This is a genomic window from Tritonibacter aquimaris, from assembly GCF_009617595.1.
GTDB classification, from domain to species: domain Bacteria; phylum Pseudomonadota; class Alphaproteobacteria; order Rhodobacterales; family Rhodobacteraceae; genus Epibacterium; species Epibacterium aquimaris.
In genome coordinates, this window is sequence record NZ_WIXK01000008.1 from 82,145 (window position 1) to 98,555 (window position 16,411).

Annotated in this window: 15 protein-coding genes and 1 riboswitch; of the genes, 3 read left to right on the forward strand and 12 right to left on the reverse strand. The window is 59.1% G+C overall.

The window, feature by feature from the left end; translation table 11 throughout:
* Positions 1–7: 7 nt before the first annotated feature.
* Genes folD through GG681_RS14485 form a run of 6 tightly spaced genes read right to left on the reverse strand, consistent with a single transcriptional unit; the run spans position 8 to position 6,416 of the window.
* Positions 8–910 carry a bifunctional methylenetetrahydrofolate dehydrogenase/methenyltetrahydrofolate cyclohydrolase FolD gene (gene folD / locus GG681_RS14460; RefSeq protein WP_153548740.1) on the reverse strand — a complete coding sequence of 301 codons (903 nt, stop codon included), beginning with the start codon at positions 908–910 and terminating at the stop codon, positions 8–10.
* On the reverse strand, positions 907–1,461 hold the full coding sequence (locus tag GG681_RS14465) for a sarcosine oxidase subunit gamma (protein WP_328593403.1): 555 nt from the start codon (positions 1,459–1,461) through the stop codon (positions 907–909). Before GG681_RS14465 ends, folD begins: the two co-directional genes overlap by 4 nt.
* A complete protein-coding gene (locus GG681_RS14470) occupies positions 1,454–4,399 on the reverse strand; it encodes a sarcosine oxidase subunit alpha family protein (RefSeq protein WP_153548742.1) in 2,946 nt (981 codons plus the stop codon). The genes GG681_RS14465 and GG681_RS14470 overlap by 8 nt, the downstream gene beginning before the upstream one ends.
* The gene (locus GG681_RS14475; protein ID WP_153548743.1) at positions 4,396–4,674 is read right to left on the reverse strand and encodes a sarcosine oxidase subunit delta; all 279 of its coding nucleotides are present in this window, start codon (positions 4,672–4,674) and stop codon (positions 4,396–4,398) included. Before GG681_RS14475 ends, GG681_RS14470 begins: the two co-directional genes overlap by 4 nt.
* A complete protein-coding gene (locus GG681_RS14480; RefSeq protein WP_153548744.1) occupies positions 4,668–5,153 on the reverse strand; it encodes a pyridoxamine 5'-phosphate oxidase family protein in 486 nt (161 codons plus the stop codon). The genes GG681_RS14475 and GG681_RS14480 overlap by 7 nt, the downstream gene beginning before the upstream one ends.
* 12 nt (positions 5,154–5,165) lie before the next feature.
* Positions 5,166–6,416, reverse strand: coding sequence for a sarcosine oxidase subunit beta family protein (locus GG681_RS14485; protein ID WP_153548745.1), 1,251 nt, complete (start codon positions 6,414–6,416; stop codon positions 5,166–5,168).
* A gap of 94 nt (positions 6,417–6,510) precedes the next feature.
* Between GG681_RS14485 and GG681_RS14490 the strand changes: the two genes are divergently transcribed.
* Positions 6,511–7,488 (forward strand): GlxA family transcriptional regulator, encoded by a 978-nt coding sequence (locus GG681_RS14490; RefSeq protein WP_235899979.1) that lies wholly within the window; start codon positions 6,511–6,513, stop codon positions 7,486–7,488.
* Here the strand turns inward: GG681_RS14490 and GG681_RS14495 are convergent.
* A complete protein-coding gene (locus tag GG681_RS14495; protein ID WP_153548746.1) occupies positions 7,452–8,405 on the reverse strand; it encodes a GlxA family transcriptional regulator in 954 nt (317 codons plus the stop codon). The two genes, GG681_RS14490 and GG681_RS14495, sit on opposite strands and share 37 nt — an antisense overlap.
* A gap of 280 nt (positions 8,406–8,685) precedes the next feature.
* Here GG681_RS14495 and GG681_RS14500 point away from each other — a divergent pair, with 280 nt between their 5' ends.
* Positions 8,686–10,032, forward strand: a complete 1,347-nt coding sequence (locus GG681_RS14500) for an NAD(P)/FAD-dependent oxidoreductase (RefSeq protein WP_153548747.1) — start codon at positions 8,686–8,688, stop codon at positions 10,030–10,032.
* Positions 10,033–10,108: 76 nt separating this feature from the next.
* Here the strand turns inward: GG681_RS14500 and GG681_RS14505 are convergent, their stop codons facing one another.
* From GG681_RS14505 to GG681_RS14525, 5 genes are all read right to left on the reverse strand, one after another.
* Positions 10,109–10,795 carry a D-lyxose/D-mannose family sugar isomerase gene (locus GG681_RS14505; RefSeq protein ID WP_328593404.1) on the reverse strand — a complete coding sequence of 229 codons (687 nt, stop codon included), beginning with the start codon at positions 10,793–10,795 and terminating at the stop codon, positions 10,109–10,111.
* Between the two features lie 182 nt (positions 10,796–10,977).
* A complete protein-coding gene (locus GG681_RS14510) occupies positions 10,978–11,670 on the reverse strand; it encodes a thiamine ABC transporter ATP-binding protein (RefSeq protein ID WP_153548748.1) in 693 nt (230 codons plus the stop codon).
* Positions 11,657–13,153, reverse strand: a complete 1,497-nt coding sequence (locus GG681_RS14515; protein ID WP_153548749.1) for an ABC transporter permease family protein — start codon at positions 13,151–13,153, stop codon at positions 11,657–11,659. The genes GG681_RS14510 and GG681_RS14515 overlap by 14 nt, the downstream gene beginning before the upstream one ends.
* Positions 13,129–14,109, reverse strand: a complete 981-nt coding sequence (locus tag GG681_RS14520) for a thiamine ABC transporter substrate-binding protein (protein ID WP_153548750.1) — start codon at positions 14,107–14,109, stop codon at positions 13,129–13,131. The genes GG681_RS14515 and GG681_RS14520 overlap by 25 nt, the downstream gene beginning before the upstream one ends.
* Before the next feature lie 55 nt (positions 14,110–14,164).
* Positions 14,165–14,268: riboswitch (TPP riboswitch) on the reverse strand.
* A gap of 110 nt (positions 14,269–14,378) precedes the next feature.
* A complete protein-coding gene (locus GG681_RS14525) occupies positions 14,379–15,323 on the reverse strand; it encodes a PDR/VanB family oxidoreductase (RefSeq protein WP_153548751.1) in 945 nt (314 codons plus the stop codon).
* A gap of 181 nt (positions 15,324–15,504) precedes the next feature.
* Here GG681_RS14525 and GG681_RS14530 point away from each other — a divergent pair, with 181 nt between their 5' ends.
* On the forward strand, positions 15,505–16,410 hold the full coding sequence (locus GG681_RS14530) for a LysR substrate-binding domain-containing protein (RefSeq protein WP_153548752.1): 906 nt from the start codon (positions 15,505–15,507) through the stop codon (positions 16,408–16,410).
* The last annotated feature ends 1 nt before the right edge of the window (position 16,411 follow it).

The window sequence follows — 16,411 nt, forward strand, 5'->3', positions numbered from 1 at the left end:
GAGGGAATTAAGCGGTGAGCCCTTCGGGCTCAGCCAGATCATGGGCGCGGCAGCAGGCGGTCACGGTATTGGCCAGCAGGCAGGCAATGGTCATCGGCCCGACACCGCCGGGCACCGGGGTGATGGCGCCTGCCACTTCGGCGGCGCTGGCAAAATGAACATCGCCCACCAGACGGGTCTTGCCTGCGCCTTTTTCCGGCGCATCAATCCGGTTGATGCCCACGTCAATCACCGTGGCCCCGGGTTTGACCCACGCGCCCGTCACCATTTCCGCACGACCCACCGCCGCCACCAGAATATCGGCCTGACGGCAGACCATTTCGATGTCTTTGGTACGCGAATGCGCAATGGTCACGGTGCAGCTGTCGCCCAAAAGCAGCTGCGCCATCGGCTTGCCAACAATGTTGGAACGCCCCACCACAACCGCGTTCAAGCCGCTGAGATCACCCAGATGATCGCGCAGCATCATCAGACAGCCCAGCGGGGTGCAGGGCACCATGGATTTCTGCCCTGTGCCCAAAAGCCCCACGTTAGAGACATGAAACCCATCCACATCCTTTTCCGGCGCAATCGCATTGATCACCAGATCGCTGTTGAGATGGTCGGGCAAAGGCAGCTGCACCAGAATGCCATGCACCGATGCATCTGTGTTCAGCTGATCGATCAGCGCCAGCAATGTTTCCTCTGACGTATCCGCAGGCAGCTTATGCTCAAAGGAGTTCATGCCAACTTCGACGGTCTGTTTGCCTTTGGAACGCACATAAACCGCCGAGGCCGGATCCTCGCCCACCAGCACCACCGCCAAACCGGGGGTGATGCCGTGATCCTGTTTCAGCCGGGCAACATGGCCCGCAACCTGATCACGCACTCCCGCTGCAAAAGACTTCCCGTCAATCAAGGTCGCGCTCATGATGTCGTCTCCAGACGTTCAAGCGTGGTTTCAAGCCCGTGCCACAAGGTTGTGGCCAGGGTGCGCATGCCAATCAGGGCAAGCTCGGTATCGGACCTGCGCAGGAAAAACAGGCTCATATGTTCAAAGCTCGTGCGGGTGGCGCGTCCCGGCGCCAGATCGGACGCGGGCAAATTGGCCAGCCGTTCCAACAGCGCGGTGATCTGCGCCGAGGTTTCGGCACGAATTTCAAACGCGGTCCAACCGTCGGTCTGCTCGGTCACCCGAGCCTCAGGCGCTTCGGCCAGCAGAGCGCGGGCAAAATCGGTTTCCGCCAGATCCGCGCCTTCCACCATCCATTGGTTGGGGCCGGTCCAGAACGCGCCATACTGGCCTGCGCGGGTCAGCTGCCCGGGTTCGGGCAATGTCAGGCCAAAGGGCTGCGGCGCGGTATCCGGCACCGAGAGCGACGCCAGCGCCAGCGCGCTGTTTTCACGCAGGCTGTAGCTACCGATGGTCAGGCTACGCGCATCCCGCGCGCCAAGGGCGGTGATGGGGGTCAGATCAGTCACGCAGACGCTCTCCTTTTGGATCGATAAAGTGGGCGGAAACCACCCGTACGCGGATGCTTTCACCTTCAATCGGGTTGGCGGCGACCATCTCTTCGCCGATGCGCTGATCGCCATTTTCCAGATAGCCAAGGCCAATCATCGATCCCACATGCGGCGAATAGGCCGCCGAGGTGATCCAACCCTGATCGTGATCAAGATCCACTGGATCGCCAACGTTGATCAGATGCGCCCCAGCTGTGACCGGCTGGGATTTGTCCACCGGTTCAAACCCCATAAGGCGGCGGTCATCATTGGCCATGCCTTCGCGTCGCGACATCACCGCGCCAATCGAATCTTTCTTGGCCGAGACCATTTTGCCCAGCCCCAGCATCGCGGCGGTGGTCTGACCCGTCAGCTCGTTGCCGGTGGCATGGCCTTTTTCGATCCGCAACACACCCAGCGCCTCGGTGCCGTAAGGGGTTGCGCCAAGGTCTTTGCCCTCCTGCAACAGCCGCTCCATCAACGCATTGCCGTAACGCGCAGGCACCGCCAGCTCAAAGGCCAATTCGCCCGAGAACGAAATGCGGAACAGGCGCGCGCGCAGGCCTTTGCACACGGTCAGCTCACGGCAGCCCATGAACGGGAAAGCCTCGTTAGAGATATCAACATCATCCACAATGCGTTCCAGCAGCTGGCGCGAGTTTGGCCCCGCAACCGCAAACTGTGCCCAGGCATCCGTGGTCGACATCAAGGTAACATCAAGATCCGGCCACAGACATTGGCGGGCAAATTCCATCCGCTGATACACCGGGCCTGCATTGGCGGTGGTGGTGGTGACAACATAGTGGTTTTCACCCAGACGCGCGCAGGTGCCGTCATCATACAGATGACCATCTTCCCGCAGCATCAGGCCATAGCGCACCATGCCCTCTTTCAGCGTGCCCATCATATTGGCGTAAACCCGGTTGAGGAACTCAGCCGCATCCTTGCCCTGCACATCGATCTTGCCCAGCGTGGTCACATCACAGATGCCAACACCCGAACGCACTGCCAGCGCTTCGCGATCCACGCTTTGACGCCAGTGGGTTTCACCGGGCTGCGGGAAATACTGCGCCCGCATCCATTGGCCAACCTCAACAAAAACCGCACCTTGCGACTCGGCCCAGCTGTGGCTCGGCGTCAGGCGACGGGGGCGGAAATTGGCCCCGGTGTCGCCACCACCCAACACACCCATGCTGACAGGGGTATAAGGCGGGCGGAAAATGGTGGTGCCGGTTTCGGGGATGGTTTTGCCGGTCAGCTCAGCCATCACCGCCAGCGCGGTGACATTGGCGGTTTTGCCCTGATCGGTCGCCATGCCCAATGTGGTCCAGCGTTTCAGATGTTCCACCGGGCGCATATTTTCCTGATGCGCCAGTTTGATGTCTTTGACGGTGACATCGTTCTGGAAATCTACCCAGGCGCGTTTGCTGCCGGGCACATGCCAGATCGCCTCAATCGCACCTGCTTCTTCCTGTGCTTTGGGCAAGCTGATATCAACCGCGCTACGTCCCAGTGCGCTCAGCGCCTGGCGCGCCACCGCAAGCCCATCAGCCAGCGCCTCTTGCGTGCTGCCCTGACCACGGGCCGCGCCAGCAATCAACAGACCCTTGGGCGGGTTGTCATCGGGCACAAATGTCAGCTTGGCATCATCCCAAACCGGACGGCCACGATGGTGTGACGCCAGATGCACATTTGGGTTCCAACCGCCAGAAACCGCCAGCGCGCCACAGTTCAGCCATTCGCGCTGACCATTGCGCGACATCTCGATCGAGGTCAGCCCCTTGCGGCCACGGGTGCCGGTAACAGTGGCATTGGCATAGGTGGTATAATTGCCAAAGCTTGTGACATTGGCGCGCGCATCAATCACCCCCAAGAGCGGCACGCCTTTTTGTGCCAAAGCCTGCGCCGTGCGGTGACCATCATCATTGTTGGTGAAAATCGCCACCGGTGCGTCATTGCGACGGTGCGGTGCCACCGCCCAACGGTTGGCGTAGGCGCGCATCGCCCCCGACAGCATAATGCCCGGACGGTCATTGTCGGCAAAAGGCATGTGACGCTCGGTTGCGCCCGCCGCCAGAATGGCTGATTTCGCAGTGATCCGCCACAGGGTCTGACGCACGGAATTGCCTGGCGTCACCTTATGGTCTGACACCCGCTCAACCGCGCCAAAGATGCCGTGATCATAGACCCCAAACACCGTGGTACGGCTGAGAATACGCACGTTGGACAGACTCTCAAGCTCGGCGCGCACGGCTGCAACCCACTCGGTTGCGGGCGCGTCATCAATCAGCCCGCCTTCGCCCAACAGGCGACCGCCAAGCTGGCTGTCCTCATCTGCAATGACCACTTCGGCGCCGCTGCGTGCGGCCACAAGCGCCGCCATCAAACCCGCAGCGCCCGCACCGATGATCAGCAGATCCGGGTGCAGATAGCCGCGATCATAGGCATCAGGATCGGCCTGCCCAGACAGTTTACCCAGACCCGCCGCACGGCGGATCGCCGGCTCATAGAGCTTTTCCCAAAAGGCGCGCGGCCACATAAATGTCTTGTAATAGAACCCCGCCGACAGCACCGGTGACAACAGATCGTTCACCGACAGCAGATCGCGTTCAAGTGAGCCCATGTGGTTCTGGCTTTTGGCGGTCAGCCCGTCATACAGTTCCACCACTGTGGCGCGGGTATTGGGTTCCTGCCGGCCACCATCGCGCAGCTCAATCAGCGCATTAGGCTCTTCGGAGCCAGCACTATAGATGCCGCGCGGACGGTGATATTTAAAACTCCGCCCCACCAGCTGCACATCATTGGCCAGCAGCGCAGAGGCAAGGGTGTCGCCTTCAAAGCCTTGATAAGACTTATTGTTGAAGGTGAAGTTCAGCACTTTGTTGCGGTCAATCAGACCACCCTGAATACGGCTCATTTGCCCCTCCGCGCCACTTGAGTGGCCAGTTCAGCATCCAAAATTTCATGGGTCAGCGTGTTGCGCGTCACCACCAGCCAGGATCGGTCGCCCTGCTCATGGAACCACAATTCGCGGTGCACACCCGCAGGGTTTTCGCGCATGAACACATAGTCGCAAAACGCAGCTTCGGCGTTTTCGGCCGTGGGATCTGGGCGCTCCAGCAGTGAAGCATCGCCCAGATAGGTAAACTCCTGCGCGTCACGCAGGCCAAGAAGCGGGTGCGGGATCAGCATTCGGCGACCTCCTTGCTTTTGTGGCGGATATTGACGTTTTGCACATGCTGCATCCAATGACGGCGCAGCTCATCCTGCTCGCTTCCCACGTCATAGGCAGGGGTGCAGATCGGGCGGCAGGCGCTCACGGTGATCAGCACCAGCCCTTCGGCCTGTGGTTCCAGCTCAGACCAGCGGCGCGAAAACGGCGCCCGCAGCATCTGATATTCCTCACTGGCGCGGCTGACAAACCGGGCGCTGCCGCTGATATGCAGGCCACGCCGGGTGAGAACATCAACAAAATTCACATCCACATCCGGGCGCGCCGCCAGATTGGCGCGGGTATTGGGCGAACGGATATCAGCATAGGCAATGGTGCTGTCATCGAGCACCACAAAGGTCCCCTTGGGCGACACATTGGGCCGCCCCTCACCATCAACCGAGGCCACAAAACCCAGCGGCCAGGTCTCGATCAGCTCTTTGGCACTTTTGGTAATCATCTCAGCGCCTCCTCAATGCAGGTTCGGCTGGGCACCAACGCCCTTTTCGTCAACCACATACCCGCGGGCAAAACGGTCAAAGCGATAGGCGGTGGCCACCTCATGCGGGGTATCCGTGGCAAGAAGATGGGCAAAGACATAGCCGCTTGCAGGCGTTGCCTTAAAGCCGCCGTAACACCAGCCACCGTTGAAATAGAGCCCGTCGATCGAGGTCTTGTCGATAATGGGCGAGCCATCCATCGACATATCCATCACCCCGCCCCAACTGCGCAGCAGGCGCGCGCGGCCCAGCATCGGCATCAGGGCCATGCCGCCTTCGATCACATCTTCGACCACCGGCAGGTTGCCGCGCTGCGCATAGGTGTTGTAGCCGTCAATGTCGCCGCCAAACACCAGCCCGCCCTTGTCGGACTGGCTCACATAGAAATGGCCCGCGCCAAAGGTGATAACCCCCGGAATGGTGGGTTTCAGACCTTCTGACACAAACGCCTGCAACACGTGGCTTTCCATTGGCAGCCGCATGCCCGCCGCTGCCATCACCCGCGAAGATGAACCTGCAACCGCAACCCCAACCTTTTTCGCGCCGATGTAGCCTCGGCTGGTTTCCACCCCGATGACCTTGCCATCCTGCTGGCGGAACCCGGTGACTTCGCAGTTCTGGATAATGTCAACGCCCAGCAGATCTGCCGCACGCGCATAGCCCCAGGCCACCCCATCATGGCGCGCGGTGCCCGCACGTTCCTGACGCAGACCACCCTTGATCGGGAAACGGGCATTGTCGAAATTCAGAAACGGCGCGATCTCGCGCAGCTGCTCCGGCGACAGCATGGTGCCACCCGCGCCCGACAGATGCATCGTATTGCCGCGACGACGATAGGCATCGCGCTGGTTGTCGGTGTGAAACAGGTTGATAATGCTGCGCTGCGACATCATCGCGTTAAAGTTCAGATCCTGCTCCATGGTCTCCCAGAGCTTCATGGAGAACTCATAAAACGGCTGGTTGCCCGGCAGCAGATAGTTCGAACGCACGATGGTGGTGTTGCGGCCAATATTGCCCGACCCCAGCCAGCCCTTCTCCAGCACCGCAATGCGGCTCTGCTTGAAGGTCTTGGCCAGGTAATAGGCTGTAGCCAGCCCGTGACCACCGCCGCCAACGATGATGAAATCATAATCCGACTGCGGCTCAGGGTTGCGCCAAAGCTTGCCCCATCCTTTGTGGCCGGTCAGTGCCTCTTTCAGAACCCGGACGCCCGAGAAACGCATTGTGTGACTCCATCGTTGCTTTCCTTATGGATAGACCAGCTGAATGGGTGTATCTCGCAGAAAAAGGACATCTACTTTCGAAAAAGGGTCGCAGATGGCACGGCGGATCGGATTCTTTCTGGTGGAAGGCTATGCAATGATGAGCACAGCCGCAGCGATGGAGCCTCTGCGGGCTGCGAATCTGTTCAGCCAGGACCCGCTTTATGAGATTGTGCTGCTGTCGTCGCAGGGCGGTATGGTTGCATCATCGCTGCCCGGCGGCTTTGAAACCACCGCCCTGTCAGATGCCGGGCACAACTTTGACATGGTATTTGTGGTGATGGGCGGCAACCCGTTCCGGCTGCATGACACCGCGCTGGTCACCTGGCTGCGCCAGCTGGAGCGCGCCGGGGTGGCGCTTGGCGGTATTTCCGGCGGATCGGCGGTGCTGGCGCGTGCCGGATTGTTGGAAAACCACCGCTTCACCATCCACTGGCACCACCTCGAAGAGCTGCGCACCCAGTCGGATCGTCACCTGCTGGAACGCAGGCTCTATGTGATTGACCGCAACCGTTACACCTGCGCGGGCGGGGCTGCGCCGCTTGATATGATGTATGCGATGATCTCGGCAGAACACGGCAGCCGGTTTGCCCGTCAGATCAGCGACTGGTTCATCCAGACCGAAATCCGCGTCTCGGATGCGCCGCAACAGGCCAGCGTACCCGCGCGCTATGGCCCGGTTCCCCGCGCCGTCGGCGAAGCGCTGGAACTGATGGAAAGCCATATTGCCGACCCGTTGGATCTGGCGCAGATCGCTGATCTGGTTGGGCTGTCGGCGCGCCAGCTGCAGCGCCAGTTCACCGATACCTTGCAACAATCGGTGATCCAGACCTATCGCAATATCCGGCTCGACACTGCGCGCGATCTGCTGAAAACCAGCCGCGTGCCCATCGCCGAAGTGGCGCAGATCACCGGGTTCACCTCCCAGTCGACCTTCACATCCGCCTATCGCAGCCGCTTCTCTCATGCGCCGCGCACAGAACGCCAAGCTGAACGTCAAACCGATCGCAGCGATGAGGGCGAAACGCCATAGTAACCTGAAAACGCATAGGAAAAATACGACGCCGAGCGAAACCCCGTCGCCAGCGCAATATCCAGCAGCGGCAGGTTGCTGTGCAACAGCAGATCATGTGCCCGCTCCAGCCGCTGCACCTTGCAAAACTTCGAAGGCGTCATCCCAACGTATTTGAGAAACAACCGCTCCAGGGTGCGTCGGCTGGTGCCCACCGCCTCCGCCAGCTCCAGCGGTGCCACCGGGGTTTCCATGTTTTCGCTTAGAATCAACACCGCGCGGTGCAATTGTTTGGGGGCGGTATCGGCAATATGTTCGCTGCCCGCAGATTGCACCGCCACCCCGCTGCGGGTCCGATCCATCTGCAACTGATTGCTGATAGACCGCAACAGGCGCGCATCGTGATTGTTGGCAATCAGCGCCATCACCATATCAAACGAGGACATGCCACCGGCACAGGTGACAATACTGCCGTCGATTTCAAAAATCGCATTGCTCAGCGCAATATCGGGAAATTCATCGCGAAACGCAGGCTGACCTTCCCAATGCATCGTGCAGCGACTGTTGCGCAGCAGTCCCGCGCGCGCCAAAAAGATGGTGCCCATGGAAATCGCCCCCATCGTCACCCCCGCCGCCGCCCGCCGATTGAGAAAGGCCGACAGCCGGGTGGGATGCGCCGCCGTCATGCTAAGACCGGCACAGACAAAACTGTAATCCGGCCGCCCCCCCGCCCCGATCCGATCCTGACTGTCGAGCACCATCCCGTTTGACGCCTGCACCGGGCTGCCATCTTCGCTGACAATCGACCAGCTATAACACCCATGCCCCGCCATGCGATTGGCCACACGCAGCGGTTCAATCGCCGCCGTCACCGACAGCATGGAAAACGCATCCAGCAGGACAAATTCAAACGTAATGCATTTCTGGGGGCTGTTCATGGCGCGACTCACGGCGAAAAAAGCTCAGGATCTCACCAGCATAGGCACACTTTCGAATATGCGCCATTGCCGATCAAATAAACCGCAGAATACAGCAGAACCATACAGTAAACACCTTATTTTCATGCAGATAAACGAAATGTCTAATCGTAAACCACCCAACCACTTCTGACGCTAATTCTAAAATAAACGGCAAAACATCTTAAAGGCGCCCCCGCACAACATCCCATTCTAGAAAAGAAATCGGCGCAAGCCGCCGAAGGTTTGAACGGAGACACAGATGTCATTTCCTCAAAACGTGCCCTATCTGATCATCGGCGCAGGTATTCACGGGCTGTCCACCGCGCTGCACCTTGCAAAATCGCTCAAATCACGCAGCAAGGGCACCGGCGCAGATATTGTTGTGATCGATAAATCCGGCATCGCAGCTGGTGCCTCAGGCATTGCCTGCGGGGTGGTGCGCAACAATTATTACCAGCCCGCCATGCGCGAACTGATGGCCCATTCCGTCACCCATTGGGAAGCCCATGCCGAGGCGTTTCAATACAACCCGGTTGGCTATCTGCAGATCTCATCCGAAAGCATGCATGAGGACGTGGCCCAGATCCACAAGGAACAGCAGGCCATCGGTTATAGCTCTGATTTCATCGAAGGCGAAGCAGAGTGCACCGCCTATATGAAAGAGATCTTTTCCGACTGGCGCGCGCAAAACATCACGTCCGTGCTGCATGAAAAAAAGGGCGGCTATGCCCACAACGCGGCTGCGATCTATGCGCTGGCCAAAATGGCCGAAGAGGAAGGCGTGCGCATTGTCACTGGCGTCACCGTGACCGGGCTAAAGGGGGCCAATGGCGCCAGCTCCGCGATCACCGCGGTGGAAACCGATAAGGGCGACATTGCCTGTGATTATCTGGTTGTGGCCGCAGGCCCCTGGGTGCGCGATTTCTGGACCATGGCCGAGCTGCCCGACACCATCAGCATCAAGGCCCAAAATGGCGCGCTGCATGATGGTATCCCAATGTGGAAATTCTGGCAGCTCGAAGAAGGGGTGCTGCGGGTTGATCCCGAAAGCTTCAAAACCAATGATGGCAAACTGCCCCCGGTGGTTCATGTGGATACCGATGCGCCGCTGATCTCTGATGTGGATGGCAGCGTCATCACCGAAGACATGTGGGGGATCTATTACAAGCCTGATTTCAACTTTGGTGGCATTCAGGGCGGCGCGATGCCTTACCCGGTGGAAAAACCGGCAAATGACGTGGCGATTGATCCTTATGGCCCGTCTTCGCCGGAATTTGTCTCTTCGCCTGAGTTTGCCCATATGTGGGTCTCGGCGCTGGCCCATTGCAACGAACGCTTCTCTGGCACCATGCCGAAATACCACAAAGAGCCCTCAGGCGGTGTTGGCTGTTTCACCCCCGATAGTTTTCCGGTTTTTGATGTGTTTCGGGAAAACTGCTACATCATCGCCGACAGCAACCACGGCTATAAAATGATCGGCGTTGGTGAACTGGTGGCCCAGGAAATCATCGGTGATACCTCAGCACTGCTGCAGCCGTTCCGCTATGACCGCTACGCCGAAGGCAGGCTGCACCCGGTTTCCAACAGCCCCTACCCCTGGAGCTGATCTCCCGCGCAGACCGGAGAGCACAATCCGCTCAGAACGGAATATTTAAGGGGAGGCCACGGCCTCCCTTTTTTGATCAGCCTAACCATCTGGCGTAGTCGCTGACCAACAGATGCGTCGGGTCTTCATCTTCCTCGACCAGGGCAAACCGGCCGATGGGCGCGCGAAAGATATTGTCGGTCTCATCGTCATTCACAGTCGAGACTTCACCAATCAGCACATCCCCACCTTCGCCCCAGAACGCATGCCAGTCACCCGGGCGCAGGGTAACGCTTTCGCCGGGCGCAAGCCGCAGCTTGTCACCGGGCGCAAACGCACGGCGGATCCCATCACACCAGACCACGCCGCCCTGATCCTCGGCAAAACCACCCGCCGCATCCGAGCCATAAAGCTCAACCACTAATGTGGCGCCACCCCGGTTGATGATGTCTTCCGCCTTTAGCACATGGGTGTGCATCGGGCTCAGCTGGTCCTGACGCGAAATCAACAGCTTCTCGGCGTAGCACATGCCACCACCCTTGGCCAAATCGCGCTGCACCCCATTGCGCAGGGTAAACAGAAACAAACCCATACGATCAAAATCCCCATCACCGTAATCGGTGATATCCCAGCCGCAGCGCACATCAATCAGATGGCGCGCGTCGTTGGCGCGCGATTTGAACGCATCCGGGCTCCAATAGGCAAAGGGCGGCAAGCAAAACCCATAGCGGCGGATCATATCATCCGCTTCGGCCATAATGCGATTGATGGTGGAACGTTTCACGCGGTTTTATCCTATGTCTTCAAAGTGCCCATAGCCGCGGTTCAGACAAACGGGCCACAGGGCACGGCCACAAACAAGCCGTGGCATTCAACAAACTGGTCAGCACCGCCAGTCTGCGCGATCAAACGCAGGCTGTCATCCCCATTGCGCGTGCCAGATCCAATGTGGGTTGGCTCTAAAACCTAGCCGCGCGCGAAATAGTCAGACAGCGCAGTTGGCGGATCTTCCATGAACGCCTCCGTCGGCAGGGGCGCAAAAGCCTGCCCGCCGCTCACACCAATCACCTCATCGGCGATGCGCTTTGCATCAGCTGGATCATGGGTCACCATAATCACGGTGCGCTGCGCCGCCAGCGCCACAGACAGATCCAGCATTTCTTGTTTCAACGCCGGGCCAAGCGCGCTGAAGGGTTCATCCAGCAACAAGATCGGCCGATCCTGCAACAGGGCACGGGCCAACGCGACGCGGCTTTGCTGCCCGCCAGATAGTTCAGCAGGTTTGCGCCCGGACATGGCCTGCAAACCAACCTGTGCCAGCATCGCCTCAACCGCATCAACAACCGCCCGAGCGGGCCGCAGCCTCTGCGTGCGCGCCAAAGCAACATTTTGCAAAACCGTCAGATGCGGAAATAGGTTATTGTCCTGAAACAGCATCGAAACGGGCCGCTGATCCGGTGCAAGCGCGCTGATGTCTTGCCCGGCAAACAGGGTCCGCCCCGCGCTCTGTTGGGCAAACCCCGCAATGCCATGCAGCAATGTCGATTTCCCGGCCCCAGACGGCCCGATAACCGCGGTGACCTTCTGATCAGCCACCGCCAAATCAGCAGCAAGCGCAAACTCATCATTGGTGAAAACGGCTTTGTCAAAAATCAGCATCTGCGCGCCCCAGCTGGTCAAATACCCAAAACAGTGCCAGCGACAACCCCACCAGCAGCAAAGCCGCCGCATAGGCCGCCTCCATCTGATATGCGCCCATCAGCTGGTACATTATCATTGGCAACGTGCCGTCTCCCGGACGCGAAAACAATGTGATCACCCCAAGATCCCCCATCGCCAAAGCTGCCGTCAATCCCGCCGCAAAGCCAAGCGGCCGTCGCAATCGTGGCAGATAAACAATACGCCAAAGCGCCCATCCACGCAGCCCCAACGCCTGTCCAAGCTTGCCAAAATCGGCCTTGGCGTTTTCGATCCCGGGGCGAATGATCCGCAACACAAACGGCAACGACATCAAAACATTCACCCATAACGTCACCGGCAACGCCATGTCCTGCGGGTTGACGATAGGTTGAAGAAGCAAAAACAGCCCGGTGCCCAGCACCAGCCCAGACACTGATATTCCCAGCAATGATGCAATTTCGCCTGCCCGCGTCGCCAAAGGCAGCGCCAGCACAAGCGTCAGCACCGCCGCCGCAACCGCAATGGCAATTGAACGCAAAGCAGCAGGCCATATGCTCGCGGGGAGATCCAACAGACCGGGCAGCCCCGCCACCAGCACCGCACCAAGCGGCAACAGCAAAAACGCCGCGGCCGCGCTCACCCAAAGTGCATCCACCAGCCGTGAACCATCCCAGCGATGAACCACACGATCAAAGCCCGCTCCCAGCAGATCCCCCTTCGCAAGCGCAAGCGCCACCAGACCGGCCACGCCCCCCAACATCAGCTGCACAATCGCCAGATAGGCCGCTTTGCTCAGGTCAAAGTCGAATTTAAACGCCTGATATATCGCCAACTCAACCGTGGTGGCACGCGGCCCGCCCCCCAGCGTCAATGCCACCGCAAATGAGCCAAGACAGATCACAAAGATCACCGCAAACGCGCCGGGGCCAATGCGTTTAAGCATCGGCCATTCCAACAGCCAAAAGACCGACGCACCCAAGGATGCCGCCACCCGAAACCGTTCAGAAGGGATCGAAAGCCAGCCCTGCAAGATCAGGCGCACCGCCAGCGGAAGATTGAAAAACACATGCGCCAGGATCACGCCGTGGGGGCCGTACACCTTGATCGCCGGCAGGTGCAGCTGCGCCAGGGCAAGATTGACCAACCCCTTGCCGCCAAAGATCGCCAACAGGCCAAGCACCGCAACAATAACCGGTAAAATAAACGGCGCGCCCATCACCGAAATCAGCGCTGAGCGACCCCAAAAACTGCGACGCGCCAGGGCACGCGCCACAGGAACCGCCAACACAACGCTGATCGTTGCCGACCACAGCGCCTGCCAAACGGTGAATTTCAACGCGCTCCAGTCCGCCGCAGAGAAATCAGCCGAACTGCCCCCGCGCCACAAAACTGCGGCGACGGGAACAAGAACAGCTGCTGCAACACAGACCGCAGCACTTATTGTGAGAGCGCGCTGCGCCATGCTTCAATTGCCGCCGCCCGCAGCTTTGCCGATTCATCTTCTGTATAAAACAGAACTTTTTCCGGCACCGGCAGCTGCTGGAACCCCTCGGGCCATTTCTCTTGCGCCAGCGCCGCCGGGAAAGACCAATTGGTGGTTGGGATCATGCTCTGAAACTCTTCTGTCAGCACAAACTCCATGAACTGCGCCGCAAGCTCGGGCGTATCGGTGCCAGCCAGTTTTGCCGCCGTCTCAACCATGAAATAATGGCCTTCCTCAAAAATCGCGGCCGATTTTGTCAGATCCTCTTCCGCAATGATGTGATAGGCAGGCGAGGTGGTGTAAGACAGCACCACATCCGCCTCACCATCCGTGAACAGACCATAAGCTTCCGACCAGCCTTTGGTGACGGTCACAATCTTTGGCGCCAGACGTTTCCAGGCTTCTACTGCCTGATCGCCATAAATCGCATTGACCCACAAAACCAAGGCCAGACCCGAAATCGACGAACGGGGATCTTGGATCACCACCCGCACATCATCCGGCGCATTCAACAGCGCCTCAAAACTGTCGAACCCCGCTGATTTGGTATTGTCGTAGATAAAGGCAACATGGCTGTAGTTGAATGGAACAAAGATATCATCGTTCCACTCCAACGGCAGCGTCAGCCCCGACACATCCACATCATGGGGCGCAAACATGCCGCTGTTGCGGGCGCGTTTCATAACATCCGTATTAAACCCAATCGCAACGTCAGCTTGGGTGTGGGCCCCTTCCAACAGCAGGCGCGGCAACAGATCACCGGTCTGATATTGCAGATCACAACCGCAGCGCTTTTCAAACGCGGCTTCAATCGACGGCCCCGGCCCCCATTCGGACCCGAAATAATCCGGAGCATAAACAGTAAGAACAGGCGTCTGCGCTGCTGCCACATTGGCACTCAACAGCCCCGCCGCAACCAATAGTGTCTTGAACATCTTTTTTCCTCTCGACGCTCCGGAATCTGCTCCAGACAGAGAAAGGGGACACCACAACCGTGTCTTTGACCTTCCCTCCGCCGGTCTGAACCGGATCAGGTTCAACGGGTCCGCCCTATTGGCATCTCAGCTTTTTACAAAGCTCCCCGAGGTGTCATACCCGAGTATGCGACGCCGCTCCTTTACGCAAGCACCCCGATCTCAGACCACACCAAATGGCAATTGGAAAAATGATGTAACAGCCCTGTCTCAGCAGGGTGATGAGCGGCTCACAGATCGAGCACAAGCCGCTTGCCCTTGGCGCGCGAAACACAGGCACACATATAGCTGTTGGTCGCCTGCTCTTCCGGGGTCAGGATGCCATCGCGGTGGTCGATCTCCCCCTCGATCACATCCACCATACACGACCCGCACAGCCCTTCGGAGCAGCCGAAATCCACATGCACCCCATTGGATTTGAGCACCTCAAGCACGGTGTCATCGGTGCCAACGTCATAGACCGCACCACTGGAAGCAACCTCAATTTCGAATGTCTCACTTGCACCGTGATCCACCTCACTGCTGGCGGCAAAGCGTTCAAAATGGATGGTGCCGCCGCGCATGGCGCTGCCCGCATCCAGCACCGCATTCAACATCGGCTCTGGCCCGCAGGTGTAAACATCACTGTCCAACGGCAGGCTGCGCATCAATGCTGCCAGGTCAAACACCCCATCGGTTTCATCGCAATGCAGCCGATACCATTGATCCAGCCCCAGCGCGCGAAACTTGGCATCCATCGCCGCCAGTTCCCGGTTGCGCACCAGATAGATCACCTGAAAATCGCGCCCCTCATTGAGCAGCTGGCGCGCCATTGCCACAATCGGGGTCGCGCCAATTCCGCCAGCAATCAGCGTCACATAGCTGGCGTTTGACTGCAGTTTGAAATGGTTGCGCGGGCCGCCGATCTGCACCTTGGCCCCTTCCTCGAGCGCATGAATCGCGCGCGATCCCCCCCGGCCTTCATCTTCACGTTTGACCGCAACATTCAGGGTTCGCCCATCCAGGCTCCAGCTCCAGATCGAATACTGCCGCACCAGATCCGCGCCCAGATGCACATCCACATGCGCCCCCGCCTCAAGGCCCTGAAACCGCCCCGCCTCAATCTCAAAGGCAAAATCACTGGTGTCCGGGCTGAGCGCGGTTTTTTTGATCAATTGTGCTGTGACTGTTTGCATCAGATGTCCTATCTGCGCCGTGGGCCGGGGCTTTTGTGTGCTGCGAGGGCATGGGTTTGCCTCCGAAAAGTGTTGCTCCTGAAAAAATGTATTTGCAGGACTCGTTCAATTCGAAAAATACTCATACAAGGGTGAACTGAATTCACCCCTACCCCATAGCCAGCCCCAAGCCCGAGCCGCCATGTCCAGACGCCATTATGAGATCCCCCCCTTCACCACGCTGGCCGTGTTTGAAGCTGCCGCCCGCCATATGAGCTTCAAAAACGCCGCGCAGGAATTATCCGTCACCCCGGGGGCAGTCAGCCATCAGATCAAGGCGCTCGAATCCGAGCTTGGCACCCAATTGTTCCTGCGCCAGCACCGTGGGGTGACGCTGACCAAAGATGGCGAAGCGCTGTTTGAAACCCTCGCCTCCAGCTTTGCCCAGATCTCACAGCAGGTGGCCCGCATCCGCCAACCCAGCGAAGATCAGGCGGTGACAGTTGGCTCCACCACCGCGGTGGCCGCGCTCTGGCTGTCGCCCACGGTGATTGATTTCTGGCGCGACCACCCGGAAACCAATGTGCATCAAGTGACCCAGGATCGCCCCTTCACCCAGGGCCAGAACCTTGATCTTTTCATCAACTACGGTCCCCCCGAAAGCCCGGCGCTCAGCCAGACGCCGATTTACCGCGATGAGCTGGTGCCGGTGGCCGCGCCACAACTGGCCGCCACCCTGAATGGGATCAGCCTCGAGGCGCTGGCCCAGCAACGTCTGATCCACCTGGAATCCGCCCTGCCCGCCTGGACGCGTTGGTCGGAATGGTTCGCCGGGCTGGGCTATGACGGCAAAATCAATCAGGGATCGCGGGTCACCAGCTATTCGGTAGCGCTGCAATTTGCCCAACAGGGCGCAGGCATCGCTTTGGGCTGGCGTCGCCTTGTGGCCTCATTGGTGGATCGCGGCAAACTGGCGGTTGTCAGCCCCCACAGCCTGCCCGCCCCGCATCGGTTTCACCTCTGCGGCAAGCCCGATGCCAACCTCTCCCAAGGGGCGCGCGCGCTCAAATCCTGGCTGCTGGACAGCGCCTCTGGAAATTCAGGTTAGA

Excerpts from the sequence above, each read along its gene's own strand:
- GG681_RS14475 (WP_153548743.1), bottom strand. The coding sequence starts at position 4,674 with ATGCTGATCCCGCACCCGCTTCTTGGCCTGCGTGACGCGCAGGAGTTT.
- GG681_RS14525 (WP_153548751.1), bottom strand. The coding sequence starts at position 15,323 with ATGCAAACAGTCACAGCACAATTGATCAAAAAAACCGCGCTCAGCCCG.
- GG681_RS14500 (WP_153548747.1), top strand. The coding sequence starts at position 8,686 with ATGTCATTTCCTCAAAACGTGCCCTATCTGATCATCGGCGCAGGTATT.
- GG681_RS14470 (WP_153548742.1), bottom strand. The coding sequence starts at position 4,399 with ATGAGCCGTATTCAGGGTGGTCTGATTGACCGCAACAAAGTGCTGAAC.
- GG681_RS14480 (WP_153548744.1), bottom strand. The coding sequence starts at position 5,153 with ATGATTACCAAAAGTGCCAAAGAGCTGATCGAGACCTGGCCGCTGGGT.
- GG681_RS14530 (WP_153548752.1), top strand. The coding sequence starts at position 15,505 with ATGTCCAGACGCCATTATGAGATCCCCCCCTTCACCACGCTGGCCGTG.
- GG681_RS14515 (WP_153548749.1), bottom strand. The coding sequence starts at position 13,153 with ATGGCGCAGCGCGCTCTCACAATAAGTGCTGCGGTCTGTGTTGCAGCA.
- GG681_RS14510 (WP_153548748.1), bottom strand. The coding sequence starts at position 11,670 with ATGCTGATTTTTGACAAAGCCGTTTTCACCAATGATGAGTTTGCGCTT.
- GG681_RS14485 (WP_153548745.1), bottom strand. The coding sequence starts at position 6,416 with ATGCGTTTCTCGGGCGTCCGGGTTCTGAAAGAGGCACTGACCGGCCAC.
- GG681_RS14495 (WP_153548746.1), bottom strand. The coding sequence starts at position 8,405 with ATGAACAGCCCCCAGAAATGCATTACGTTTGAATTTGTCCTGCTGGAT.
- GG681_RS14520 (WP_153548750.1), bottom strand. The coding sequence starts at position 14,109 with ATGTTCAAGACACTATTGGTTGCGGCGGGGCTGTTGAGTGCCAATGTG.
- folD (WP_153548740.1), bottom strand. The coding sequence starts at position 910 with ATGAGCGCGACCTTGATTGACGGGAAGTCTTTTGCAGCGGGAGTGCGT.
- GG681_RS14490 (WP_235899979.1), top strand. The coding sequence starts at position 6,511 with ATGGCACGGCGGATCGGATTCTTTCTGGTGGAAGGCTATGCAATGATG.